Below are 24,378 nucleotides of genomic sequence, written 5' to 3'. Positions count from 1 at the left end.
GGGAGTCGTTTCGACGTTAATTGCAGGTCTGTTCTTAGGAGTAAAGCATTTTTAGAAGAGTAGTGATTTAGCCAGTCATCTGGTGGCAAAAGACATTCATTGGAATGTTTTCTTTTGCTTCCGCTTTAGCCTTTCCTGTTATATTGGGGAAGATGCAGCCAAATGATGAGAGGGTGAGAGAGGATGGCTTGCAAGTGGAAAGGTATTATTCCCCCAGTTGTCACTTTATTCGATGAGAAGCGTGGGTTTGATTGGGAAGCCAACTATTTTCTTGCTGATTATTTGATTCAACAGGGAGTTCATGGGCTGCTCTATATGGGGAGCACAGGAGAGTTTTCCTCCTTAACATCCGAGGAGAGAAAAGTTTTCGCCGAAAGAATGGTACGATACGTAGATGGGCGTGTTCCGGTTTTGATTGGCACGGGTTCAACTTCATTAAAGGAGACGATATATTTATCACAACATGCTGAATCAATAGGGGCGAGCGGGGTGCTTGTTGTCAACCCATTTTACTGGAAATATACAGATCGTCAACTGTATGACTACTATACAAGTGTGGCGAAGAGCATTCGCATTCCGTTGTTGATTTATAATATCCCTTTGCTCACTGGACAGGATTTGTCTCCTGATCTTGTGTTAAGGTTGGCGGTCGAGCACGAGAATATTGTAGGAATCAAAGATACAACGGAGAAGCTGGGGCATATTCGGCAATTGATCCGTATTAAAGAACAAAGAGAAGATTTCGCCGTGTTTGCTGCTTTCGATGACCTTCTTCTTCCGTCCTTGCAAATGGGAGCTGCTGGTGCTATTAATGGCACAGCTGTTTTTCTGCCGGAGCTGTCGGTTCAGTTGTTTGAGAGTTTTCATGCCCAACAATATGAGGAGACGTTAAAGGCCAATGAATCAATCTTGAAGCTTATGGCAATTTACGAGCTTTCCCAACCGTTATATATCGCCATTAAAGAAGCGGTTCATCAGCTTATTCTTGGCCGACATACGGCGTTGCGGCCGCCTGTGAAGGAATGTGATGAGTTGGAAGATCGCATCCGAATATTTCTGAATAAAAATAACATTCAATCATATAGAGAGGCAAGGAATCGCCTTGTTTTTCCGAAAAACAGAAAATGAAAGGGTGTTAAAAACATGTTTATGAAAGAAACGAGGGAGTTTCTCGAATCGCTAGGCTATCCGTCGGGAGATTGCTATGATCTCCCCACTTCTTCCAAACGGTTTCCTGACGGGGCGCAATATCGGGTGGAAATTCCGAGTGTCGAAGGACCGCGGGCGTTGCAGGCTGTTCTTGAAGAGGCAGAACGTCTAGGGGTCACGATTCACCGGGTGTCGCAAGGGAGTGGAATCATGCTGTTGACGGATGAGGAGATTAGTGACATGTGTGAGATGTGTGCTAACCGTGGGATAGAGCTTAGCCTATTCGTCGGTCCGAGAGGCACGTGGGATATTAGTGCGCTGCCGTTCACTCCCTCTGGAAAAGCGGCTGGGCTTAGACATGAAGGAATGGATCAGTTAGTCTATGCTATTGAAGATTTGAAGAGGGCGGTGAAATTAGGGGTAAGAGGGGCATTGGTGGCGGATGAAGGGCTGCTGCTTCTGACAAAGGAAATGAAACAGCGAGGAATCTTGCCGCAAAATTTTGTCGTCAAAGTGTCAGTGCAAATGATGGCTTCCAACCCTGTATCGATCAAGCTGATGGAGCAGTTAGGGGCTGATACGTACAATGTTCCGACTGCTTTAACTTTGCCGAAGCTGGCGGCGATCCGTCAAGCGGTTGATCTGCCGCTCGATGTATATGTGGAAGCGCCTGATGGATTTGGCGGATTCATCAGACATTATGAAATTCCAGAGATCATTCGCATTTTAGCACCTGTTTATATTAAGTTCGGTTTACGCAATCACCCGGATGTCTACCCATCTGGAAAACACTTGGAATCTGTAAACATTGAGTTATGCCGGGAAAGAGTTCGGCGGGCGGCACTAGGCATGCGGATCATTGAACAATATAATCCCGAAGCCGTTACATCTAAATTAGGTGCTGAGGGATTGGGTGTTCCGGTTGTGATGGAAAATGCCGGGATTTGAACGAGGGGAAGGAGCGATACGATGTCTTCTTACCGGTTCGTTATATTAAACCAAAAGGATAATGTTGCTACTGCCTTGGACAATATTCCGGCGGGAAGCATAGTCAAAGTCACCCGTCAAGATCGAGAGTACGATATGACGATAAAACAAAACATCGAGTTTGGTCATAAGTTTGCGATTGTGTCGATCAAAAAAGGGGAAGACATTTTGAAATACGGAGAAGTGATCGGCGTCGCCTCTAGCGATATTGCGGAAGGGGAGCATGTGCACGTGCATAACGTTGAAGGAAAAAGGGGAAGGGGAGATAAGGAGCATGAAGACCGCTCAATTTTGGGGGTATAGACGCCCTGATGGCCGGGTCGGAGTTCGAAACCATGTGCTGATTTTGCCGACGATTGTCTGCGCGACCCAAGCAGCGAAACAGGTGACAGAGCTCGTCCACGGTACCGTCTCCTTCATTCATCAGCATGGGTGCGCTCAAGTTGGAGCCGATTATGAACAAACGTTCCGTACGTACGTTGGCATGGGAACGAACCCGAATGTGTACGGTGTAGTAGTGATGGGACTTGGCTGTGAAACTCACCAAGGAAGAAGCGTGGCTCAGGAAATTGCCAAAAGCGGCAAGCCCGTTGAGCTCGTGTCGATTCAAAACCATGGAGGAACCCTTGGCGCGATCGCTGAGGCGGCAAGAATTGCCGCTCAAATGGTGCAAGACGCTTCCGCTTTGGTGCGCGAACCGTTTGACGTCAGCGAATTGATCGTAGGAACTGAATGTGGGGGATCGGATGCATGTTCCGGGCTTTCCGCTAACCCAGCGGTCGGATATGTGAGCGATATGATCGTCGACCGAGGAGGAACAGCCATTTTAGCGGAAACGACAGAATTGATTGGGGCAGAGCACCTTCTAGCCAATCGGGCTGTAGATGACCGGGTGGCTAAAAAGGTGTACGAGGTGATCGAGGCCATGGAAAAGCGTGCGATTGCAATGGGAGTAGATATTCGTACTGGAAATCCGAGCCCCGGAAATCGAAAAGGAGGGCTTACAACTCTTGAAGAGAAATCGCTCGGGGCGGCGGCCAAGGCCGGGACGAGACCGTTGCAAGAGTTGATTCATTATGCCGAACGGCCAACGAAAAAGGGACTAGTCTGGATGGATACTCCTGGGCACGACATTGAACAGCTGACAGGGATGGTGGCTGGTGGAGCGCAAATTGTTCTGTTTACAAGTGGGCGCGGCACGCCGACCGGTTCGCCGATTGCGCCGGTTATTAAAATTGCGACGAATACCTCGATGTTTGAAAGAATGAGAGAAAATATGGATATCAATGCCGGTACGATCATTGAAGGGAAAGAGTCGCTTGAGTCAGTGGGAAGAAGAATTTTCGATGAACTGCTTCTTACAGCTTCAGGGAAATTGACTAAATCTGAGATCTTAAAACAGCATGATTTTGGCATTTGGAGAATCGGCCCAACATTTTAATCTCACCTAACCGTTTTTCATGTCGCTAGATAAAGCGAATACGCGGAGGGACTCATTATGAAAGAACTCGATGTGGTAACATTCGGAGAAACAATGGTCTTATTGACGTCCGAACCGATGACTCCGCTTGAGTATAGCAGCCATTTTTATAAGCAAATCGGGGGAGCGGAATCGAATGTTGCCATCGGATTGCAAAGGCTTGGCCATTCTGTCGGTTGGTTTAGCAAACTAGGAAATGATCCATTCGGAAGATATATTCATAAATTTGTGAGAGGCGAAGGAGTTGATACGTCTCGCTGTATTTATACCGATGAAGCCCCGACCGGAATTTTCTTCAAAGAAAAACGTTCGTCCACCGATATCAAAGTATATTATTACCGTAAACAATCAGCAGCTAGTTTGTTGTCTCCGGACGATTTGGATGAGGAGTATATTGGCCGCGCGAAGTTTCTTCATCTGACAGGAATTACCCCTGCTCTTAGCTTGTCTTGCCGGGAAGCCGTTTTTAAAGCTATAGAAATCGCAAAGAAATACAAAGTAAAAATCGTTTTTGATCCTAACATTCGCCTCAAGCTATGGACGCTCGAAGAGGCAAGACCTGTACTGCTGGTAATAGCGGCGGAAGCAGATGTTGTTTTGCCAGGGCTTGACGAAGGCGAATGGTTGTCTGGCCGGAACACGCCCGAGGAGATCGCACGCTTTTTTGGCAACGAGAAGCTGGTCATTATCAAACTAGGGGAGCAAGGAGCGTATTATCGGTTTAAATGTGAAAGTGGATATGTCAAAGGGTTTGCCGTGCCGCAACTTGTAGATCCGGTAGGAGCAGGAGACGGTTTTGCAGCCGGAGTGATTAGCGGGCTTTTACGGAATGAGTCGATTCCTGATGTCGTGAAGCGCGGAAATGCAGTTGGGGCGATCGTTGTAGGGATAAACGGGGATGTGGAAGGACTGCCAAACGAGGGAGAGCTCGAAGAATTTTTACAAGGCGCCGTACATCATCGAGATGTGAAGCGATGAGGGGGAGGGACAATGGATAAAATTTTCCATTTAAACCGGTTAAAAACGGTCAAATTGGTGGCGGTGATCCGAAAACCGAAACGGTCGCAAATATTTCAGATTGCTGAGGCTCTTATCGCTGGAGGAGTCGAGGTACTCGAAGTGACGGTTGATACGCCAGGCAGTTTTGAGATGATTGCTGCGCTGAAGGAAACGTTCGGAGCAAAGGCGACCATCGGCGCAGGGACAGTCTTAGATGCCGAGACCGCAAAGAGAGCCATCGAAGCCGGTTCAGACTTTATTTTTTCACCTATTTTTGATCAAGAGACGATCTCTTTAACGAACCGATACGGAAAAATTTCCATTCCCGGTGTGATGACGCCGACCGAAATCGTTAAGGCTTATCAGATGGGAGCTGACCTTTTGAAAGTATTTCCGGCAGGCTCCTTAGGGCCCCAATATTTTAAAGAGTTAAGAGGACCGTTAGGGCATATTCCGTTGATGCCGACAGGTGGTGTAACGTTGGAGAATGCAGCGGAGTTTATCCGCAACGGCGCCGCAGCCATAGGAGTCGGCAGCGCTTTACTGGATAAACGGGTCATTGAGGAAGGGAGATTCAACCTTCTTACAGAAACGGCAAAGAGATTTGTCGAAACGGTTAGAAACGCAGCCGTAAGAGAGGGGGAATAGGAACGTGAAGATTACGAAGTTCGAGACTTTTCTTGTCCCACCTCGATGGTTGTTCCTAAAAATCAGTACGGATGAAGGAATTGCTGGATGGGGTGAACCGATTGTTGAAGGGAGAGCCAATACTGTACGAGCGGCAGTAGAGGAGCTAGGCGATTATTTAATCGGAAAGGATCCATTAGCGATTGAGGATCATTGGACCGTCCTTTACCGGGGGGGATTTTACCGTGGGGGCCCTGTTTTAATGAGCGCCATCTCTGGGATTGACCAAGCGCTTTGGGATATCAAAGGGAAATACTTCAATGCCCCGGTTCATCAACTGCTCGGCGGCCCGGTTCGCCATTCCATTCGGGTTTACAGCTGGATTGGCGGCGATCGCCCAAGCGACGTTGCCGAGGCAGCAAAAAAAGCGAAAGAAGCAGGATTTACAGCGGTGAAAATGAATGCGACCGAGGAGCTTCAATATATTGATTCTTATAAAAAGATTGACGAAACGGTTGAAAGGGTGGCTGCAGTGCGCCAAGTGGTGGGCAAAGAGTTCGGGATTGGCATCGATTTTCACGGACGCGTTCATAAACCAATGGCAAAAATTTTGGCAAAAGAGCTTGAACCGTATCATCCGCTGTTTATCGAAGAACCTGTATTGCCAGAACATAATGAAGCATTAAAGGAGATCGCCAAGCACACCACTATCCCCATTGCCACCGGAGAACGGATGTTTTCCCGTTGGGATTTTAAAACGATTTTATCCGAGGGCTATGTTGATATGATTCAGCCGGACCTTTCCCATGCTGGCGGAATTACTGAAGTGAGAAAAATTGCCGTGATGGCTGAGGCCTACGACGTCGCTTTGGCACCGCACTGCCCGTTGGGGCCGATTGCGTTAGCAGCCTCTTTGCAGGTCGATGCCGTATCTTATAACGCGTTTATTCAAGAACAAAGCCTTGGCATTCACTACAACCAAGGAAATGATCTCCTTGATTATTTAGTGGATCCTTCCGTCTTTGAATATCAAAATGGATATGTCAAAATCCCGCAAGGACCTGGATTAGGAATCGAGATTCATGAAGAGTATGTAAGGGAAATGAGCGAGATTGGACACACCTGGAAAAATCCAGTTTGGCGCCATGTTGACGGTTCAGTTGCTGAGTGGTAGGGATACAGTGCCTACAGCAGCCCTCTAACTTCTACCGTTTTGTAGGGAATAGGGGAGGACAAAATGAAAAAGTACAAAGTAGTAGTGACAGACTATGAATTTCAAACATTGAAACCCGAGCAGGAAGTGCTTTCGCCGCTTAATGTCGATTTCGTAGTCGCTCAGTGTTACACAGAGGAAGAAGTCATCGCCGTTTGCAAGGATGCCGATGCTATTATCAACCAATATGCTCCGATATCTGCAAAGGTGATTGACCAATTAGAGAAATGTAAAGTGATTTCTCGGTACGGAGTCGGTGTCAACACTGTCGATGTGGACGTCGCCACTGAGAAGGGCATTATTGTAGCCAATGTAACGGACTATTCAGTGGATGAAGTATCAGATCATGCATTAGCATTGCTGCTTTCGTTAGCCCGAAAAATTGTTAAGTTAAATGACGAAGTGAAAAGCGGAGTATGGAATTTCAATGTCGGCAAACCAATTTACCGGTTAAGGGGAAGAACGCTCGGTCTTGTAGGGTTTGGAAGAATTCCTCAAGCGTTAGCGAAAAAGGCTCAATCTCTCGGCTTATATGTCATCGCCTATGATCCATATATTCCTGCGAAAGTGGCTAGGCAGTTCAATGTTCATTTAGTGGAACTCAACGATTTATTCCGGCAATCGGACTACATTTCTGTGCATGCCCCCTTAACCAAAGAGACAAAAGGTATGATCAGTGATGAACAGTTTCATCTAGCAAAAAAGGAACTAATCATTGTCAATACAGCCCGCGGTCCCGTTATTGATGAGTCATCTCTAATTCGCGCCTTGCAAGATGGGAAGATTTCCGGTGCGGGACTTGATGTCACCGAATACGAGCCGATTCACCCTGATAATCCTCTTCTTCAGATGGAGAATGTGGTGATTACACCGCATATTGCTTGGTATTCTGAGGAATCCGAAATGGAATTAAAACGAAAAACAGCTCAGAATGTTGCCGATGTACTATCAGGATGTTACCCAAGATATTTAGTCAATCCTCGTGTGAAAGAAAAGGTGCGCTTGAAAGTGAAAGAATCATACGTATAGGAAGATTTATTTCTCAATATATTCAATACGCAAATATCACCAGCACCTTCATCGGCGCCAGCTGTCCGTAACAAGTGGAAGAAAACGTCAAGGCGGTCGATGTGGTGCTTAGCGAAGAAGTGCTTGAGAAAATAGAGGGGGATTTTGGCGTAATCGGAAATGGAGACAGTTGGTGATGCCTGTCTCCTTTTTTCATGGACGAAACGTCCGCTTGTTGTCAGCCTTCAGGAGGGCATTGTTGGTTATGATGTCTTGAGGGCTTAGTCATTTCATGGAGACGCGGTGTCAAATAGAGGGGCTCTTGCAAACATTGGATTCCATTTCTTCGTGAATGGCAGGGGATAATGGTTTTTTTAGGTGGATGAAAAAATCGCTCGTCTAGCGATTCTTGAGGAAATCTTACGGATTTGTATGGCACCTCGCCGTCCACCACCATCCATCTTCCCAAGAAAAAAGGATTTTGATCTCCAATGGCGAACGATATCGGAAGAGACAATGGTCAGGGGGGATGACGATGGCGATCAGTCATGGAACCTCGCTAGTCCTCGGCTGCCATCAAACTGTGCAAGAGGCCATCCAGCTCTTTTCAGAACACGGGATGGCGGCTGTTGATGTGGTTGATGAACATGGACGGAGCGTTGGACGATGTACGTGGCGGATGTTACTGCGGGCGATAGCGAAGGAAATGGACCGTATGGCGTTGATAGGAGATGTATTGGCCGCGTTTTCTATGGATGGTAAGACGGAGCCGAAAGAAGACAGCATGGAAACGTCCGACGGAGAAGGTGATTCGGGTGCGGCAGCCGAGCTTGAACGGCTGCGGCGCGAGTTGGAAGAGACGCACCGTCTAGCTGAAACGATGAAAACGGTGTTAGATGCGGCGTATGAAGGGGTCGTTGTCGTCGATGGAAACGGTATGGTGCGGGAAATTAATAGGGCGTACTGCCAGTTTCTCGGCATTCGCCGGGAAGACGCCATTGGGAAACATGTAACGGAAGTGATCGAAAATACTCGTTTGCACATTTGTGTACAATCCGGCATTCCGGAACGCGGATATATTCAAAAAATTTACGGTCAACCGATGGTCGTGCACCGCATCCCGATTTGGCGTGACGGCAAAGTAATCGGGGCAGTCGGGATGTTGATTTTTCAAGGGGTATCGGAAGTGTACGCCATTTTTCAACGTCTGCAAGAGCTGTCGCGCGAGGCAAGCAGGAAGGAGAAAAACGAGGCGGAAGCGTCAAAACAAGAGGCGGTTGCATCTGCTGCAGTAGGAGTTGAGCGCATCATTGGCCGTCATCCGACGATCGCTGCGGTAAAGCAGATGATTCGTCGGGCGGCGCGCGTGCCATCGACCGTATTGATTACCGGCGAAAGCGGAACGGGGAAAGAAGTGGTCGCGCGGGCGATCCATGAGGCGGGTGCGCATGCGGACGGGCCGTTTGTCAGTGTGAATTGCGCGGCCATCCCGGAAGCCCTTTTGGAAGCGGAGCTGTTCGGCTATGAGGACGGGGCGTTCACCGGTGCAAAAAAAGGGGGGAAGCCCGGCAAGTTTCAGCTCGCCCACGGAGGGACGCTGTTTCTAGACGAAATCGGTGATATGCCGCTTGCTATGCAGGCGAAAATTTTACGCGTGCTTGAGGAAAAGAAAGTGGAGAAAGTCGGCGGATTATCTGAGACAGAGGTGGATGTGCGCATCATTGCCGCAACGAACAAGCCGCTCGAGGAGATGGTGCGGGACGGAACGTTTCGAGAAGATTTGTTTTATCGCTTAAATATTATCCGCATCCATCTCCCGCCGTTGCGTGAGCGGAAAACGGATATTCCGGCGCTGCTTGCTCATCACATGGAACGGCTTTGCCGGCAGTTTGGCGTTGTATCGAAATCGTTTGCCAAAGAGGCGATGGAGGTGCTGATCAACTATTCATGGCCGGGCAACATTCGTGAGCTGGTCAATGTCGTCGAGTGGTTGATTAGTATGGTGGAAGGGGAGAACATTGAGCGCGAACATTTGCCTGCCTATTTGTCAACTATTCACCCATCGGTCACACCCATGCCGGATGGCGGTGCGAATATCGCTGACCAATGGAAAGAAATAGTCTATCAATCCGAACGTGAACGAATCGCCGCTGCTCTTGTTGCGGCGAATGGCAATAAGGCGGAAGCGGCAAGGAGGCTTGGCATTCATCGATCCACCTTATATGAGAAGCTGAAAAAATACGGGTTTTGAACGCCCTTCACCTACACAAGCGCCTAGAAGGCGGGGAAAAATCATCATCTCCCCCTTCGCACAGCCGCCTTCAAGCATAACGAAGATCAAGATGGATAGGATTTTTCAGTCGCCTTTTCTATGAAATTCCCCACTTTCTAAGTAGGAAGGTTTCTCGGTTCGGGATGATCAACAACGGCAGTGGCGCCGTTGTTTTTTGTGGCGAGAGTGAAGGAATGTCGGAAAAGTGTCGGGTAGTGTAGGGAGATTGTTGGGAAGTTGTAGGGAGATGTTCTTTTAAGAAGATGAAAAATTCTTAATTGTGGCTCTACTATAGCTTGGCACGAAGTTTGCATACAGAATGTGTTGAAAGCGTTGTCAAATTAAAGGAGGGGAAATCATGTACGAGTTATTAGTGCCGAATCGGGTCATTTATGGGCGCGATACGTTTCGCGAAGTCGGTCGTCAAGCGAAAACACTTGGAACGAAAGCGCTCATTGTCAGTGACCCGGTGATGGAGAACATCGGTCTTGTCGCGCGCTGTGAGCAATATTTGCGGGAAGCGGGGCTGCCGTTGGCCACGTACACAAGGGTCGACACGGAACCGACGGATGTTCATGTGAAAGAAGCGCTTGATGTCTGCCGGAGCGAACAATGCGATGTCATCGTTGCCATCGGCGGCGGCAGCAGCATTGATGCCGCCAAGGCGGTGGCGGTGATGATGACGAATGAGGGAACGATCAGTGACTACGTTGGCAACGCCAAGATGTTCACGAAAAAACCAGTGCCGCTCATTGCTATTCCGACGACGGCCGGTACCGGTTCAGAAGTGACGAAAGTGACAGTTATTATTGATACGAAAACGGATGTCAAAATGATGATTTCCCAGCCGGCGCTCCTTCCGGCGGTGGCCATCGTTGACCCGCTTCTTACCGTTTCCTGTCCGCCTTCTGTGACCGCAGCGACTGGTGTCGATGCGCTCTGCCACTCGATCGAGGCATATATTTCCCGTCGCGCCCACCCGGTGACCGATGTGTTGGCGCTATCCGCCATTGAAGCGATCATCGGCCATTTGCGCCGGGCGTACGAAAACGGACAAGACATTGAAGCGCGAGAGAAAATGGCGATCGCCGCCATGAAGGCTGGCATGGCGTTTTCCAACGCCTCAGTGACGCTTGTACACGGCATGTCGCGGCCGATCGGCGCGCTCTTCCACGTGCCGCACGGCGTGTCCAATGCGATGCTTTTGCCGGGAGTACTCGAATTTACGAAAGAGAGCGCCACAGAACGGTTGGCGGTAATTGCCCGGCTCATTAATCCACAACTTAAAGACGTTTCCAACGCCGAAGCAGCCGATGCGCTCGTTGAGGAAGTGAAGCAGCTTTGCCGGGATTTGCACATCCCGAATATGAAAACATGGGGCATTGACAAAGCGGCATTTGACAAAGCGGTCGATAAAATGGCGGCCGACGCGCTTGCGAGCGGCAGCCCTAGCAACAACCCGAGAGTGCCGACTCATGAGGAAATTGTCGCGCTGTATCATATTTGTTACGACTATCGGTATGATACGAACACGGTCAGTCATTAATGAAGAGACGGTCAAACGAGGGGGAAGAGGATGTTGGGGATGATTGGTTTATTGGCCTCATTAGGGTTGTTGATCTTTTTGACAATGAGGGGGATCAATATCATTATTGCCGCGCTGATCAGTTCGATTCTTGTCGCGCTGACAGGCGGCTTAAACTTAGAAAAAGCTTTGATGGAAAGCTACATGACGGGCTTTACCGGCTATTTCGCCAGTTGGTTCCTTATCTTCTTGGCCGGGGCCATTTTTGGCAAGGTGATGGAAGACACCGGATCTGCCGACTCCATTGCTCATTGGGTCAAAGAGAAGTTTGGCGCTAAACATGCTGTATTGGCGGTCGTTGCTGCCTGCGCCATTATGACATACGGCGGCGTTAGCCTGTTTGTTGTCGGCTTTTCCGTTTACCCGATCGCTGTGTCACTGTTCCGGCAGTCGAATACGCCGCATCGTTTTATTCCGGCCGCCATGGTATTCGGTTCGGTTTCGTTCACAATGACCTCTCCGTATTCGCCGGAGATTCAAAACATCATTCCGACGCAATTTTTCCATACAACGCCGGGAGCTGGGGGATGGGTAGGCTTTTTGTCGGTGCAACGATTGCCGTGACTGGTTCGCTCTATTTAACGCGTGTTGTCCAAAAAGCGAAACAAAACGGTGAAACATTTTCTTTACCATATCGGACTGATGACATTTCCGGCGAAGTGAGTGAAGTTGCCGCTTCGATCGAGCAAGGTGCCGGCCGTCCGCTGCCGAACATTGTGTGCGCGATGCTTCCGTTAGTGGTGGTGATCGTTTCATTAAACATTTTGGCAAAATTCATTTCTTCGACTTCAGCAGGGGTCGCGTCACTTATCCTTGGTATTGTGCTTTGTTGGGTGTTAAACGCGAAATTCGTTCGCAAATTTTGGGAGTCCATGGCGTCCGGCACTCAAGATGCGTTAGTTGCTGCCGCTAATACGTGCGCCGTCGTCGGCTTCGGGGAGGTCGCGAAAAATGTGCCAGCCTTTCAAAAAGCGGTTGACGTCCTCGTGGACATTCCCGGACCGGAACTGCTCGGATTGGGGTTGGCTGTCACGATTATTTGTGGCATGACCGGGTCGGCTTCTGGCGGTCTCGGTATTGCCTTGCCAATCTTAGCGCCGATCTATATGGCGAAAGGGCTTGACCCCGGTGCCATGCATCGGGTGGCGGCGCTTGCTTCCGGAGGGCTTGATTCGCTGCCGCATAACGGGTATATTGTGACGACAATTCGCGCCGTCTGTCATGAAACACATGAGCGGACGTATAAACCGATATTCGTTCTTTCGGTTGTCATTCCGCTCGCCGGTATGTTCTTGGCTATTCTCTTATACTCTATTTTCTAGAAAGGTGGTTTTATTGATGAGCTCTGTAACCGAAACAAAGACGTTGAAAAACTTTATTGGTGGTCAATGGGTCGCTTCGACATCTGGAAAAGAAGAAATTGTGCCGAATCCGGCGACAGGAGAAGTGCTGGCGAAAGTGCCGATCTCTTCGCGCGAGGAACTTGATGCGGCGGTCGCGGCCGCCAAAGAGGCGTTCCGTGAATGGCGCAAAGTGCCGGTCCCGCGCCGTGCCCGCATTTTGTTCCGCTACCAGCAGCTGCTTGTCGAGCATTGGGAAGAACTTGCCCGTCTCGTGACACTGGAAAACGGCAAAGTATACGAGGATGCGTACGGTGAAGTGCAGCGCGGCATTGAATGTGTCGAGTTTGCGGCTGGGATTCCGACGCTCATGATGGGCCAGCAGTTGCCCGACATCGCGACCGGCATCGAATCGGGCATGTACCGCTATCCGCTTGGTGTCGTCGCCGGCATTACGCCGTTTAACTTCCCGATGATGGTGCCGTGCTGGATGTTCCCACTTGCCATCGCTTGCGGCAACACGTTTGTGTTGAAACCGTCTGAACGGACACCGCTACTTGCCAATCGCCTGGCTGAGCTGTTCACCGAAGCCGGTTTGCCTGCAGGGGTGCTGAATATTGTCCATGGGGCGCACGAGGTCGTGAACGGCATTTTAGAACATAAAGACATTAAAGCCGTCTCGTTTGTCGGCTCACAACCGGTCGCAGAGTATGTATACAAAACAGCTGCCGCCTATGGCAAGCGGGTGCAGGCGCTTGCCGGCGCGAAAAACCATTCGATCGTCATGCCTGATGCCGACCTCGATATGGCGGTAACGAACATCATCAACGCCGCTTTTGGTTCAGCGGGTGAGCGGTGCATGGCGTGCTCGGTCGTTGTTGCCGTCGGCGATATCGCTGACGAGTTGGTGGAGCGGCTCAAACAGGCTGCCGATCGTATTCAAATTGGCAACGGGCTTGACCAAGGCGTCTTCTTAGGCCCGGTTATCCGTGAGTCGCATAAAGAACGAACGATCAAATACATTGAAATCGGTGAAAGAGAAGGAGCACTGCTCGTCCGCGATGGCCGCCGCGACGCTGCGACAAGCGGGAAAGGGTATTTTGTCGGCCCGACGATTTTCGACCATGTCAAGCCGGGTATGACGATTTGGACCGATGAAATTTTCGCCCCGGTTTTGTCGGTTGTCCGCGCCCGCGATTTGGATGAAGCGATTGAAATCGCCAACCGGTCGGAATTCGCCAACGGCGCCTGCATTTACACGGATAGTGCCAAAGCGATCCGCCAGTTCCGCGAAGAAATCGACGCCGGCATGCTTGGTGTCAACGTCGCCGTCCCGGCACCGATGGCGTTTTTCCCGTTCTCCGGCTACAAAAACTCGTTTTACGGCGACCTCCACGCCAATGGCCGCGACGGCGTTGAATTTTACACGAGAAAGAAAATGGTGACGGCGAGACATTAATGGTAAAGGGGGGTGTCTCAAAAGCAAAGAGACACCCCCTTTCACTGCTAAGCATCTAATGGATTCGTTATTCTATATTGGGTCTTTCACTGAGGACAGACGACTTTTTGTTAGGGTTGCTTCTTTGAAGTTGTTTTTCCGTTTTGTGGTGTAGAGAATATCGAGCGAGTCAAGGTTGACAACAACATGTCCTCAATCACTTGAGAGTTTTCAACCGCCTCCAACACTTATCCCATCACGCTTTGTTGGGTAGATCCGACGAGTTTGGTGAACAAAAGTTCACAACGAAATGGTTCATGAACATTCCACGCGCCGTTATGGAAAAGAAGAGCACAAAAGATGGGGCAATGAGGAAGCCTGCTATATTGTGTAAAAGTCGTGATCTTGTCCAAAGTTTATTACGGAAAACTACACGAGAGATCAAGATGATGATTGGAGAAAAAGCGTTTGATACCGAGTGGTCATTGATGAGCAGGTGGCTAGAATGTTATCTAAATGATTTTCCTTACGGCCAAGCGGCACAATTAGGTTTTGATTCCCAGGAAAATAATAGGAGTGAAGTCGCTGTTAGGCACTTTGCTTAAAAATGGATTTTTTCGCTAAGCATCTTTGCTAGGAGGTTTTGTAGTTAGTCGAAGAAGCGCTGTCGTCTCGCCTACTAAGCTAGGTGTTTTTCTTTTTTAAAACATGTCAATAGTCCCCTTGACAAAATCACATTTACTTATCATTGAAGGTCGGTTGTAAGCGTTTGTAATATAGAAGTACAGTCAAGCAAAAAAGGAGGAACATCTTCATGACGCATACAACCGGAAATGAAACAGGCTTCCGTGTGAAGATTCAACGGTTTGGCAGTTATTTGAGCGGCATGATTATGCCGAATATCGGAGCCTTTATCGCTTGGGGGTTAATTACGGCGTTATTTATCCCGACTGGCTGGTGGCCAAATGAGACGTTTGCCAAGCTCGTCGGGCCAATGATTACGTATTTGCTGCCACTATTAATTGGATATACAGGCGGCAAAATGATTTATGACGTCCGCGGTGGCGTCGTCGGGGCAACGGCGACGATGGGGGTGATCGTCGGCTCGGAAATTCCGATGTTTTTAGGTGCAATGATCATGGGTCCGCTTGGCGGCTATGTGATGAAAAAAGTGGACGCCCTCTTCCAAGGAAAAGTGAAGCAAGGGTTTGAGATGCTTGTTAACAACTTCTCGGCCGGGATTATCGGCGCTCTGTTGACGTTGCTCGCCTTTAAAGGAATCGGTCCGGTCGTCACCGCCATCAGCAAAACATTAGCCTCTGGAGTAGAAAAAATTATCGATTGGCACTTGTTGCCGCTGGCGAGTATTTTCATTGAGCCAGGGAAAGTGCTGTTCTTGAATAACGCGATCAACCATGGGATTTTAAGCCCACTTGGCGTCGAGCAAGCGGCGCAAACCGGAAAATCGATTTTATTCTTGTTGGAAACCAACCCTGGTCCAGGACTCGGTATTTTGCTGGCGTACTGCCTGTTTGGCAAAGGAATGGCAAAACAATCGGCACCGGGGGCGGCTATTATCCACTTTCTAGGCGGGATTCATGAAATTTACTTCCCGTACATTCTTATGCGCCCGATCTTAATGTTAGCGGTAATTGCCGGCGGAGTGAGCGGAGTGTTCACGTTTACGGTTCTCCACGCCGGACTGGTAGCCGTGCCGTCGCCAGGAAGCATTTTTGCCCTGCTGGCGATGACACCGAAAGGGAATTACTTCAGTGTGCTTGCTGGCGTGTTTGTCGCCACAGCGGTGTCATTCCTCGTAGCTTCGATTTGCTTAAAAACAGCAAAACAAAACGAAGAGGAAGAAGATTTGACGAAAGCAGCGGAAAAAATGGAACAGCTGAAAGGGAAAAAGAGCCAAGTAGCTGCAACTCTGCAACAAAAAGATGAAGCTGCTTCGGCAGGCGTCGCTTCAGCGGTTCCTGACCGTGTGAAAAAAATTGTGTTCGCGTGTGACGCAGGAATGGGATCGAGTGCGATGGGAGCATCGATTTTGCGAAACAAAGTGCAAAAGGCTGGACTCAGTATCGAAGTAACGAACACCGCGATCAACCAACTGCCGGCAGACGCCGATATTGTTATCACCCATCAAAATTTAACCGACCGGGCGAAAGCAAAATTGCCAAACGCTTACCACGTATCGGTCGAAAACTTCTTGAACAGTCCGAAATACGATGAGTTGATCGAACAGTTAAAACAAAACGCATAACATAGCAGTAGACGCAGGGGAATCATGGCACCTCTGCGTCTTTATTTACACCTTGCGCGAACGGCATTCCTTTGTCTCGGCCTGCACGCATCAGCTTGACTGGCAGACATCTTTTCAAACGACGAAAACGGCCGAGGTATGCGAAATTAAAAACTGTCAACAATAACAATGACGAAAATAAAACATCTAATCATTGTAAAATCGGAAAAAAAGCCCTTACAATAAGAAGGAGAAGAGAATCAAACATTTTAAAAATGTCAACAGTAACGCCCCAAGATAGGAGGTGAACGGCGATGTACGTATCGGCGCGGGAGCGAAAGCTGCTTGAGCGTTTGTTAGTAGGAGGGCGAGAGATAACAGTCGGCGAGCTGGCCGAAGAGCTGAATGTCAGCACCCGCACGATCCACCGCGATTTGCAAGGCCTCGAATCCGTTTTGCGGCACTACGGACTTGAGCTGGAGAAAAAAGCAGGGGTCGGCATTCGTCTCGTTGGGGAAGAGAAACAAAAGCAGGCGCTGGCTGCCGAGCTGCTTCATCTTTCTCACCGTGAATATACGCCGGAAGAACGGCAGTTGATGATTTTAATCGCCTTGTTAGAAGCCGGTGAGCCAGTGAAACTCGTCTCACTGGCGAACGACTTGAACGTCACGGTTGCCACTGTCAGTTTGGATTTGGACAAATTGGAACAAACGGTTGAAGCGTACGGGCTTTCGCTCATTCGCAAGCGCGGGTACGGGGTGGAGCTTGCCGGTTCCGAATCAGCGAAACGGCGTCTCATTAGCGAACTGCTATTCCGCCATGTCAATGAACACGAGTTTTTGGAGCTGATGAAAGAGACGATTCAGAAGCGGTCAGATGATCCGCTTGATACGGTGGCGGAAAAGCTGCTCGGGCTTGTGGATCGAAAAAAGCTTGCCATCATTGAGAAACAAATCGAGCAAGTAAAAGAAAAGCTCCCATTTACGATGGCGGACAGTTCGTACATCGCCTTCGTCGTCCATTTGGCGCTCGCCATCGAGCGCATCAAGCGGGGGGAAGCGATTCATTTCGACCCGCACGATTTGCGGACGCTCCAGGCAGCGAAAGAATTTGCGATCGCCGAAATGCTCGCTGAATCGTTGGAAAGAGCTTTTGGCATTAACATTCCAAAAGAAGAAATCGGCTATATGACGATGCATTTAATGGGAGCGAAATGGCGCAGCCGTCAAGGAATGATGATGGAGGAGCCGAGTTTGGTTGTCGGCATGAAAGCGCAACAGCTCATTCGTTTCGTCAGCCGTGAGCTTGGAGTCGATCTGTCCACCGACCGCACGCTATACGAAGATCTCGTCGTTCACTTAAAACCTGCGTTGTACCGTTTAGAGCACGGGATGGGGGTCGCTAATCCGCTCCTGGATCAAATTAGGAAAGACTATCCGGAGCTGTTTGCGGTTGTCGCCAATGGAACGAAGCAGCTGTTTGGCTACATTCCGGTGCCGGAGGAGGAGATCGGTTACTTGGTGCTCCATTTTGCGGCTGCGCTCATGCGGGAGAAAAAAGGTTGGCGGGCGCTCGTTATTTGTTCGAGCGGGCTCGGAACGGCGAAAATTTTAGCGACAAGGCTGAAAAGAGCGATTCCGGATATCACTGTCATGGAGCAGGCGTCTGTCTTTGAATTGAAAAAGAAAGATTTGCGGGCGTACGACCTCGTCATTTCGACCGTGCCGCTTCCGGAAGAGTACGGGCCGCATGTCATCGTCAGTCCAATGCTCACCGAAGAGGAAGCGCGGGCGATCCGCCAACGGTTGGAACGGAAAACAGCTGTGGAAAAGCGGAGGGAAAACGAGTCCATTGCACGTCGAAATCGGTCGATGCTCGCCACGATGAAAGCCGTTCGACGCATCAGTGAGACGATCATCCATCTTTTGGACGGTTTTCTCCTTGAGATGGTCACTTGTCGTTCGATCCATGAATTATTGATGAACGCGTGCCGTCGCCTCGAGCGAAACGGGGTTCTTGTCGATGCCAAAGTCGTCATCGAGGAGCTGGAGCGCCGCGAGTCGCTAGGCGGGCTCGGCGTTCCCGGCACGAAGCTGGCGCTTTACCACGCCCGCAGTTTCTCTGTCCTTCGTCCATCGCTGACGATGTACCGGCTTGATGAACCACAAACGGTGGCAGGCATGGACGGGGAGCCGATGGAAGTAAACACGGTTGTACTGCTTCTTGGCCCTGCCGATGCGGATGAAGAGATGCTTTCCGTATTGAGCCAAGTGAGCACTTTGCTCGTCAAGGACGAACAAAGCACGGCCACGTTGGCTCGTGGCGGCGAAAACGAGGTATATTCGCTCGTTAGCAGCCATTTAGAACAATTTTTCGATCATTATTGGACAACAACGAAGGAGTGAAGGTCATGTTGGCTTATTCAATTTTAAAGAAAGAAAACATTGTGCTAAATGCTCAACCAAAAACGAAAGAAGAAGCCATTCGCCTAGCTGGCGAAGTGCTCGTCAAGCAAGGGTATGTGGATCCATCGTATATTGATGCAATGCTTGAGCGCGAACAGTTGACGACTACGTATATCGGCAACAACGTTGCTATCCCGCACGGAACGGAAGAAGCCAAATCGCTCGTTAAGCAGTCCGGCATTTCGATCGTGCAAGTTCCAGGAGGCGTCGACTTTGGCGGGGGCAACCAAGCAACGATTGTCATCGGCATCGCCGGAAAAGACGGAGAACATTTAGACATTCTTTCGAAACTCGCGCTCGTCTGCGCGGAAGCGGACAATGTTGCGGCTATGGCGAACGCCAAAACAGCGGAGGAAATTCTTACGCTGCTTAATGAGGTGAACGGCTGATGAGGGCCGTTCACTTCGGCGCAGGCAATATTGGCCGCGGTTTTATCGGCAGCCTGCTTGCAGCGTCGGGATATGATGTCGTGTTTGTCGATGTCAACGAACAAATTGTCCGCCTGCTGAAGGAGCGGGGAGAGTATCGCGTTATTATTGCCGGCGAGCGGCAGGAAGAACAATGGGTGCGCGGTGTTTCCGCACTCAACAGTCAAACCGAACGGGACGATGTCATTGAGGCGATCGCGTCCGCTGATTTGGTGACGACTGCGGTCGGCCCGCACATTTTGCCGGTCATTGCGCCCGTCATCGCCGCCGGATTGGAGCGACGATTCACAGTTCATCAGAAGCCGCTTCACGTCATTGCATGCGAAAATATGATCGGCGGCACGGAAACGCTGAAACAGCATGTCGTTACCCATCTTTCCGAAGCCGGACGGCAGCTGGTGGAAGAATGTGTCGGGTTCCTTAACTGCGCGGTCGACCGCATTGTGCCGAATCAGACGAATGACGATCCACTCGCTGTCACGGTTGAGCCGTTTTTCGAATGGGCGATTGAGACGAAAAACACTATCGGCGCCGTTCCCCCGATTCAAGGGGCACATTTTGTCGCTGACCTAGGACCGTATATCGAGCGCAAATTGTTTACAGTTAATACCGGCCATGCGTTGGCTGCCTATTTAGGTTATCAAAAACAATACCGAACGGTTCAGGAAGCGATGAAGGATAGCGGCATCCGGGAGAGTGTCGAGCAGGCGCTCCGCGAGTCAGGAGCCGTCTTAGTGAAAAAGCACGGCTGGGATGAACAAGAGCACCGTTCGTATATTGAAACGACGATCGGACGTTTCACCAATCCGTCCCTTTCCGATGACATCGTCCGCGTCGCCCGTTCACCAATCCGCAAGCTCGGGCCGAACGATCGGCTTGTCGCACCGGCTGTGCAATATTACACTTTATTCGAACGTGTGCCGTCCGGACTTGTCAAAGGCATTGCTGCGCTGCTGTTGTTTGATGAGACCGGCGATGCCGAAGCAACTGCTCTCCAGCAAACGATCGAACAGAGCGGTGTCGAAGGGGCGCTCGTCCAATATGCCGGGCTTGACAATAGCCATCCGCTCGTCGTGGCGGTGAAGGAAGAATATGCTCAAATGAAGCAAATGTATTCGCGTTAAACTCAGATATCCTCTCATATTCTGTCGTCGACCTCCAATCGTGTAAAAATCCCCGGGGGTCGACGACAAGAATTTTTTATACTGAAATCCTACAACCATCAAGCATTGGTATTATTGACATAATTTTCGGAACGTGATATCTTGAATGTAGCCTTGGAAGAAAAAGCCCAATATAATAAGAATTTTTGGGGTTTTTATCGTACCTATGAGGGATTGAAACTCGGATTGGACCACGGAAACGGCTGGGTGAAAATTCGTTTTTATCGTACCTATGAGGGATTGAAACGCGATTGATAAAACCGACCCCAATAATATTGTGGTGCGTTTTTATCGTACCTATGAGGGATTGAAACAAGGAGCGAGCAGACGCGAGCGACGGAAGGGGGAGCGGTTTTTATCGTACCTATGAGGGATTGAAACATAACATCCGCGTCCACCGCATGGCCAACAGCGAGGTTTTTATCGTACCTATGAGGGATTGAAACCGCTCAACGGTACAGTGTTGACTATCGGTGATTTGTGTTTTTATCGTACCTATGAGGGATTGAAACAAGATTCATCTGCTGTACCAACCAACAAAACAAAAGTTTTTATCGTACCTATGAGGGATTGAAACGATCGCCTGTAATACGATACTGGAACGTTACACCTGCGTTTTTATCGTACCTATGAGGGATTGAAACTCAGCAAATCCTAGCGGCGTTAGATCCAGAAGCGACCGTTTTTATCGTACCTATGAGGGATTGAAACGCGATTGATAAAACCGACCCCAATAATATTGTGGTGCGTTTTTATCGTACCTATGAGGGATTGAAACGCGGAACGGGCGAGTGATTGGGTAGACGCGATCACCAACGTTTTTATCGTACCTATGAGGGATTGAAACACTGTCTAATGTCTCTGGGATTGTTTGAAGGTAGTTAATGTTTTTATCGTACCTATGAGGGATTGAAACTTTGACGAGCATCCTGAAGTGGCCTGAGGGTTGAATTTTTATCGTACCTATAAGGAGTTCACTTTCTTTCGTTAGCTTTGGAAGCCAGTACGGCTAGGACATTTCCATCAAGGCGGCTGGGACGGTACGAGATGAAAGGCTGCTTGCGTCGTGGAACTGAGGAATTCTTGCTTTAAGTAAAGGGAAAAGGGAGTTGTTCCCCGATTATTTCCTTAAGAATTCATACCTCATCTTATCTTCGTTTTTTATATTGATGAAAAAAATATTGTAAACCGCTTTCACTTGTTTTATAATAAAGCTAAACCGGTTTATGAAAGCGCTTTTGAACTAAATCGATTTAGTACAAGAGAGGGATTCTGTTGAAAAAAGTAACGATGGCTGATGTCGCGAAACTGGCCAACGTTTCCAAAAGCACGGTCTCGCAATATTTGAATAAACGCTATGAATATATGAGTGAAGAAACAAGAAAGCGCATTGCCCAGGCGATCGAAGAACTCGGCTACCAGCCGAACGTGATCGCCCGCAGTTTGAAGCAAAAGACAACAGCGACGATCGGCGTCATTGTGTTTAATATGCTTCATATGTTGACGACGCAAGTGCTACACGCTATTGAAGAAGAATGCCAAAAGCGTGAGTTTCAAGTGATCGTCTGCAACTCCGGCGATGACCCGGAAAAAGAGAGAAAATATATCGATATGCTGCTCGCGAAACAAGTGGACGGGTTGATCGTCTTTCCGACGGGAAAAAACGAAGACGTTTACCATCGCCTTGTCGCCGAGCGGTTTCCGATCGTCTTTGTCGACCGGATGGTGCCGGGGGTTGAGGCTGATAGTGTGCTGTTAGACAACTTTGGTGCGGCAGAGATGGCGGTTGATTATTTGGCCGCCCATGGTTATGACCGCATCGCTATTGTCACTCCACCGCTTGTCGCCCACAACGTGCCGCGGATGGAACGGCTTCAAGGGTTTCGGATGGCGATGGAAAAAAGAGGCCTTAAAGTTGATGATAGGAGTGTGATCGCTGCCGAGGCCGCCGAGCTGCCTGGGGAATTGCAAAAGCGGTTCGCTGCCCCTGAACAGCCGAACGCGTTGTTTGCAATTAACGACTTAACATTAATGGGCATTTTACGGTTCGTGAAAGAAACTGGCATTCGCGTGCCGGATGAGTTAGGACTGATTAGCATTGATGATGTGCCATTTGCCGATATTTACACGCCGATGCTGACGACGATCGCCCAGCCGACGTTTGCGATGGGGAAAAAAGCAGCTGAACGCGTGTTCGAGCAAATGGATCAGGAGCGAACGCGCAAACCGCGTGTGTTTCGTTTCTCCCCGACATTGGTGGAACGGACATCGATCAGATGAGAAAGCAGATAAGGAGGGAGGAGAAACGATGGCGATTTTTGAGGATGTTGTCATTGGCATTGATATTGGAACGACAAGCACGAAAGCGGTTGTTTTCGGAGAACGTGGGCGGGTATTAGCTTCCCACGCGGTTGATTATCCAATCATCCAGCCGCATCCGGGATTTGCGGAACAGGACCCGGAAGAGCTGTTTGCCGCGGTCATTCAAGCGGTCGGGGCGGTGACGGTCCGCCATGGGATTCGTCCCCAGCAGGTGAAGGCGATTGGATTGAGTGCGGCGATGCACTCGATCATGGCGCTTGACGAATCAGGACGGCCGCTCACTCGCTTAATCATCTGGGCCGACAACCGGAGCGTCGTTCAGGCGGAGCGATTGTTGAAAGAGCATCATGGACTTGATATTTACCGGCGGACGGGGACGCCAATTCATCCGATGTCCCCATTGCCGAAATTGCTTTGGCTGAAAGAGGAGGAGCCGGATGTATTCCGACAGGCGCACCGTTTCGTGTCGGTGAAAGATTATGTGCTGTATCGGCTGTACGGTGACTATGTCACCGACCATTCGCTCGCCTCAGCGACAGGCTTGTTCCGCCTCGATACGCTCGATTGGGATGAGGATGTGCTTTCACTTCTTGGCATTGGCCGCGAACGCCTGCCTCGTTTGGTTCCAGCCACGCACATTCTGCAAGGAATGAACAAAGAATGGGCCAATAAAATGGGGGTATCTCCTGATGTTCCAGTCGTCATCGGTGCGAGCGATGGCGTGCTCGCCAATATCGGTGTCGGTGCCGTGCTCCCAGGTGAGGCGGCCATTACGATCGGGACGAGCGGGGCGGTGCGGACGATTGCGACCACACCGACAACCGATGAAAAAGGCCGAACGTTTTGTTATGCGTTAACCCCTGGTTATTGGGTCGTTGGCGGGCCGACGAACAATGGCGGTATTTTGCTTCGGTGGCTGCGCGATGAGTTTGGCGCCCAAGAGCGAGAAGTGGCGAAAAAGCTTGGCGTCGATCCATACGACTTGTTGACGAAGTATGCGGAACGCGTTTCACCCGGAGCGGAAGGATTGGTGTTTTTGCCATTTTTATCGGGCGAGCGGGCCCCATATTGGAACGCGAATGCACGCGGAACATTTTTTGGCCTTGGCCTTCACCATAAGCGCGAACATTTCATTCGTGCCGTGATGGAAGGCGTCTGCTTCAGCATCGTATCGGTGGCGCTTGCCATTCGCGACGTGACAGGACCAATGGCGGAAATCCGCGTCTCAGGCGGTTTTGCAAAATCTCCATTTTGGCGGCAAATGCTTTCCGATATGCTCGGTAAGCCGCTCATTGTGCCGCAAACGCACGAGGCATCGGCATTAGGAGCAGCGGCGGTGGCGCTTCATGCGTTAGGTGAAGTGCCGTCCTTAGAGATGGTGAAAACGTGGATTGATACGACGGCTCGCCATGAACCGAAGGAGGAACATACGCTTATTTACGCAGAGTTGTTTGATTTGTATGCCCGTTTGTATGAGCGGTTAAAAGCGGAGTTTGATATCATCGCTGCGTTTCAGCGGCGGAGTGGGTAAAGGGAGGAAGACTAAATCGATTTAGCTGGCTATGATCGGGCGCTAAATCGATTTAGCCCTTTCCTTCAAAGATCTGAAAACGTTTGCTTTGTTCACTAAATCGATTTATCTCAAAGATAAAGGGGG

The 24,378-nt window shown here is 49.7% G+C and carries 18 protein-coding genes, 1 pseudogene and 1 CRISPR repeat array; all 19 genes and pseudogenes read left to right on the top strand.

Annotated features, from left to right (window positions below):
* Positions 1-183 precede the first annotated feature (183 nt).
* Positions 184-1,128, top strand: coding sequence for a dihydrodipicolinate synthase family protein (locus IC804_RS01720; RefSeq protein WP_008879972.1), 945 nt, complete (start codon positions 184-186; stop codon positions 1,126-1,128).
* Between the two features lie 15 nt (positions 1,129-1,143).
* Positions 1,144-2,097 (top strand): U32 family peptidase, encoded by a 954-nt coding sequence (locus IC804_RS01715; RefSeq protein WP_011887568.1) that lies wholly within the window; start codon positions 1,144-1,146, stop codon positions 2,095-2,097.
* A gap of 21 nt (positions 2,098-2,118) precedes the next feature.
* Positions 2,119-2,439 carry a UxaA family hydrolase gene (locus IC804_RS01710; protein WP_008879974.1) on the top strand — a complete coding sequence of 107 codons (321 nt, stop codon included), beginning with the start codon at positions 2,119-2,121 and terminating at the stop codon, positions 2,437-2,439.
* Entirely contained in the window at positions 2,411-3,577 is a 1,167-nt protein-coding gene (locus IC804_RS01705; protein WP_008879975.1) for a UxaA family hydrolase, read from the top strand. The genes IC804_RS01710 and IC804_RS01705 overlap by 29 nt, the downstream gene beginning before the upstream one ends.
* Positions 3,578-3,634: 57 nt before the next feature.
* The gene (locus tag IC804_RS01700; protein WP_011887566.1) at positions 3,635-4,594 is read left to right on the top strand and encodes a sugar kinase; all 960 of its coding nucleotides are present in this window, start codon (positions 3,635-3,637) and stop codon (positions 4,592-4,594) included.
* 12 nt (positions 4,595-4,606) lie between these two features.
* Positions 4,607-5,263, top strand: a complete 657-nt coding sequence (locus IC804_RS01695) for a bifunctional 4-hydroxy-2-oxoglutarate aldolase/2-dehydro-3-deoxy-phosphogluconate aldolase (RefSeq protein WP_011887565.1) — start codon at positions 4,607-4,609, stop codon at positions 5,261-5,263.
* 4 nt (positions 5,264-5,267) lie between these two features.
* Positions 5,268-6,416: a galactonate dehydratase gene (gene dgoD, locus IC804_RS01690; RefSeq protein WP_081157259.1), complete on the top strand. Its 1,149-nt coding sequence runs from the start codon at positions 5,268-5,270 to the stop codon at positions 6,414-6,416.
* Between the two features lie 63 nt (positions 6,417-6,479).
* Positions 6,480-7,484: a C-terminal binding protein gene (locus IC804_RS01685; RefSeq protein WP_081157260.1), complete on the top strand. Its 1,005-nt coding sequence runs from the start codon at positions 6,480-6,482 to the stop codon at positions 7,482-7,484.
* Between the two features lie 514 nt (positions 7,485-7,998).
* Positions 7,999-9,714 (top strand): sigma-54-dependent Fis family transcriptional regulator, encoded by a 1,716-nt coding sequence (locus IC804_RS01680; protein ID WP_011887561.1) that lies wholly within the window; start codon positions 7,999-8,001, stop codon positions 9,712-9,714.
* 379 nt (positions 9,715-10,093) lie between these two features.
* Positions 10,094-11,281: an iron-containing alcohol dehydrogenase gene (locus IC804_RS01675; protein WP_081157261.1), complete on the top strand. Its 1,188-nt coding sequence runs from the start codon at positions 10,094-10,096 to the stop codon at positions 11,279-11,281.
* A 30-nt stretch (positions 11,282-11,311) separates the two neighbouring features.
* A pseudogene (locus tag IC804_RS01670) lies at positions 11,312-12,642 on the top strand (GntP family permease).
* A 16-nt stretch (positions 12,643-12,658) separates the two neighbouring features.
* Complete coding sequence (locus IC804_RS01665) at positions 12,659-14,119, top strand: CoA-acylating methylmalonate-semialdehyde dehydrogenase (RefSeq protein WP_081157262.1); 1,461 nt, start codon at positions 12,659-12,661, stop codon at positions 14,117-14,119.
* A 296-nt stretch (positions 14,120-14,415) separates the two neighbouring features.
* Positions 14,416-14,703 carry a hypothetical protein gene (locus IC804_RS01660; RefSeq protein WP_081157263.1) on the top strand — a complete coding sequence of 96 codons (288 nt, stop codon included), beginning with the start codon at positions 14,416-14,418 and terminating at the stop codon, positions 14,701-14,703.
* Positions 14,704-14,912: 209 nt separating this feature from the next.
* Positions 14,913-16,364 (top strand): PTS mannitol transporter subunit IIBC, encoded by a 1,452-nt coding sequence (locus IC804_RS01655; protein ID WP_008879985.1) that lies wholly within the window; start codon positions 14,913-14,915, stop codon positions 16,362-16,364.
* Between the two features lie 293 nt (positions 16,365-16,657).
* Entirely contained in the window at positions 16,658-18,748 is a 2,091-nt protein-coding gene (locus tag IC804_RS01650; protein WP_081157264.1) for a BglG family transcription antiterminator, read from the top strand.
* 5 nt (positions 18,749-18,753) lie between these two features.
* Complete coding sequence (locus IC804_RS01645; RefSeq protein WP_008879987.1) at positions 18,754-19,197, top strand: PTS mannitol transporter subunit IIA; 444 nt, start codon at positions 18,754-18,756, stop codon at positions 19,195-19,197.
* Positions 19,197-20,360 (top strand): mannitol-1-phosphate 5-dehydrogenase, encoded by a 1,164-nt coding sequence (locus tag IC804_RS01640; protein WP_081157265.1) that lies wholly within the window; start codon positions 19,197-19,199, stop codon positions 20,358-20,360. Before IC804_RS01645 ends, IC804_RS01640 begins: the two co-directional genes overlap by 1 nt.
* A gap of 190 nt (positions 20,361-20,550) precedes the next feature.
* Positions 20,551-21,379: direct repeats of the CRISPR family, unit length 30 nt; unit sequence GTTTTTATCGTACCTATGAGGGATTGAAAC.
* Positions 21,380-21,674: 295 nt separating this feature from the next.
* Complete coding sequence (locus IC804_RS01635) at positions 21,675-22,679, top strand: LacI family DNA-binding transcriptional regulator (RefSeq protein ID WP_081157266.1); 1,005 nt, start codon at positions 21,675-21,677, stop codon at positions 22,677-22,679.
* Between the two features lie 28 nt (positions 22,680-22,707).
* Positions 22,708-24,252, top strand: a complete 1,545-nt coding sequence (gene gntK, locus IC804_RS01630; protein WP_081157267.1) for a gluconokinase — start codon at positions 22,708-22,710, stop codon at positions 24,250-24,252.
* The last annotated feature ends 126 nt before the right edge of the window (positions 24,253-24,378 follow it).

The organism is Geobacillus sp. 47C-IIb, from assembly GCF_014679705.1.
GTDB lineage: Bacteria > Bacillota > Bacilli > Bacillales > Anoxybacillaceae > Geobacillus > Geobacillus thermodenitrificans.
Note: the sequence above shows the minus strand (reverse complement) of the source record. Positions and strands in the feature narration are given on the sequence as shown.

What these genes read in the sequence shown, in the direction of transcription:
- IC804_RS01720 (WP_008879972.1), top strand. Translation starts at nt 184, where the DNA reads ATGGCTTGCAAGTGGAAAGGTATTATTCCCCCAGTTGTCACTTTATTC.
- IC804_RS01715 (WP_011887568.1), top strand. Translation starts at nt 1,144, where the DNA reads ATGTTTATGAAAGAAACGAGGGAGTTTCTCGAATCGCTAGGCTATCCG.
- IC804_RS01710 (WP_008879974.1), top strand. Translation starts at nt 2,119, where the DNA reads ATGTCTTCTTACCGGTTCGTTATATTAAACCAAAAGGATAATGTTGCT.
- IC804_RS01705 (WP_008879975.1), top strand. Translation starts at nt 2,411, where the DNA reads ATGAAGACCGCTCAATTTTGGGGGTATAGACGCCCTGATGGCCGGGTC.
- IC804_RS01700 (WP_011887566.1), top strand. Translation starts at nt 3,635, where the DNA reads ATGAAAGAACTCGATGTGGTAACATTCGGAGAAACAATGGTCTTATTG.
- IC804_RS01695 (WP_011887565.1), top strand. Translation starts at nt 4,607, where the DNA reads ATGGATAAAATTTTCCATTTAAACCGGTTAAAAACGGTCAAATTGGTG.
- IC804_RS01685 (WP_081157260.1), top strand. Translation starts at nt 6,480, where the DNA reads ATGAAAAAGTACAAAGTAGTAGTGACAGACTATGAATTTCAAACATTG.
- IC804_RS01680 (WP_011887561.1), top strand. Translation starts at nt 7,999, where the DNA reads ATGGCGATCAGTCATGGAACCTCGCTAGTCCTCGGCTGCCATCAAACT.
- IC804_RS01675 (WP_081157261.1), top strand. Translation starts at nt 10,094, where the DNA reads ATGTACGAGTTATTAGTGCCGAATCGGGTCATTTATGGGCGCGATACG.
- IC804_RS01665 (WP_081157262.1), top strand. Translation starts at nt 12,659, where the DNA reads ATGAGCTCTGTAACCGAAACAAAGACGTTGAAAAACTTTATTGGTGGT.
- IC804_RS01660 (WP_081157263.1), top strand. Translation starts at nt 14,416, where the DNA reads ATGAACATTCCACGCGCCGTTATGGAAAAGAAGAGCACAAAAGATGGG.
- IC804_RS01655 (WP_008879985.1), top strand. Translation starts at nt 14,913, where the DNA reads ATGACGCATACAACCGGAAATGAAACAGGCTTCCGTGTGAAGATTCAA.
- IC804_RS01650 (WP_081157264.1), top strand. Translation starts at nt 16,658, where the DNA reads ATGTACGTATCGGCGCGGGAGCGAAAGCTGCTTGAGCGTTTGTTAGTA.
- IC804_RS01645 (WP_008879987.1), top strand. Translation starts at nt 18,754, where the DNA reads ATGTTGGCTTATTCAATTTTAAAGAAAGAAAACATTGTGCTAAATGCT.
- IC804_RS01640 (WP_081157265.1), top strand. Translation starts at nt 19,197, where the DNA reads ATGAGGGCCGTTCACTTCGGCGCAGGCAATATTGGCCGCGGTTTTATC.
- gntK (WP_081157267.1), top strand. Translation starts at nt 22,708, where the DNA reads ATGGCGATTTTTGAGGATGTTGTCATTGGCATTGATATTGGAACGACA.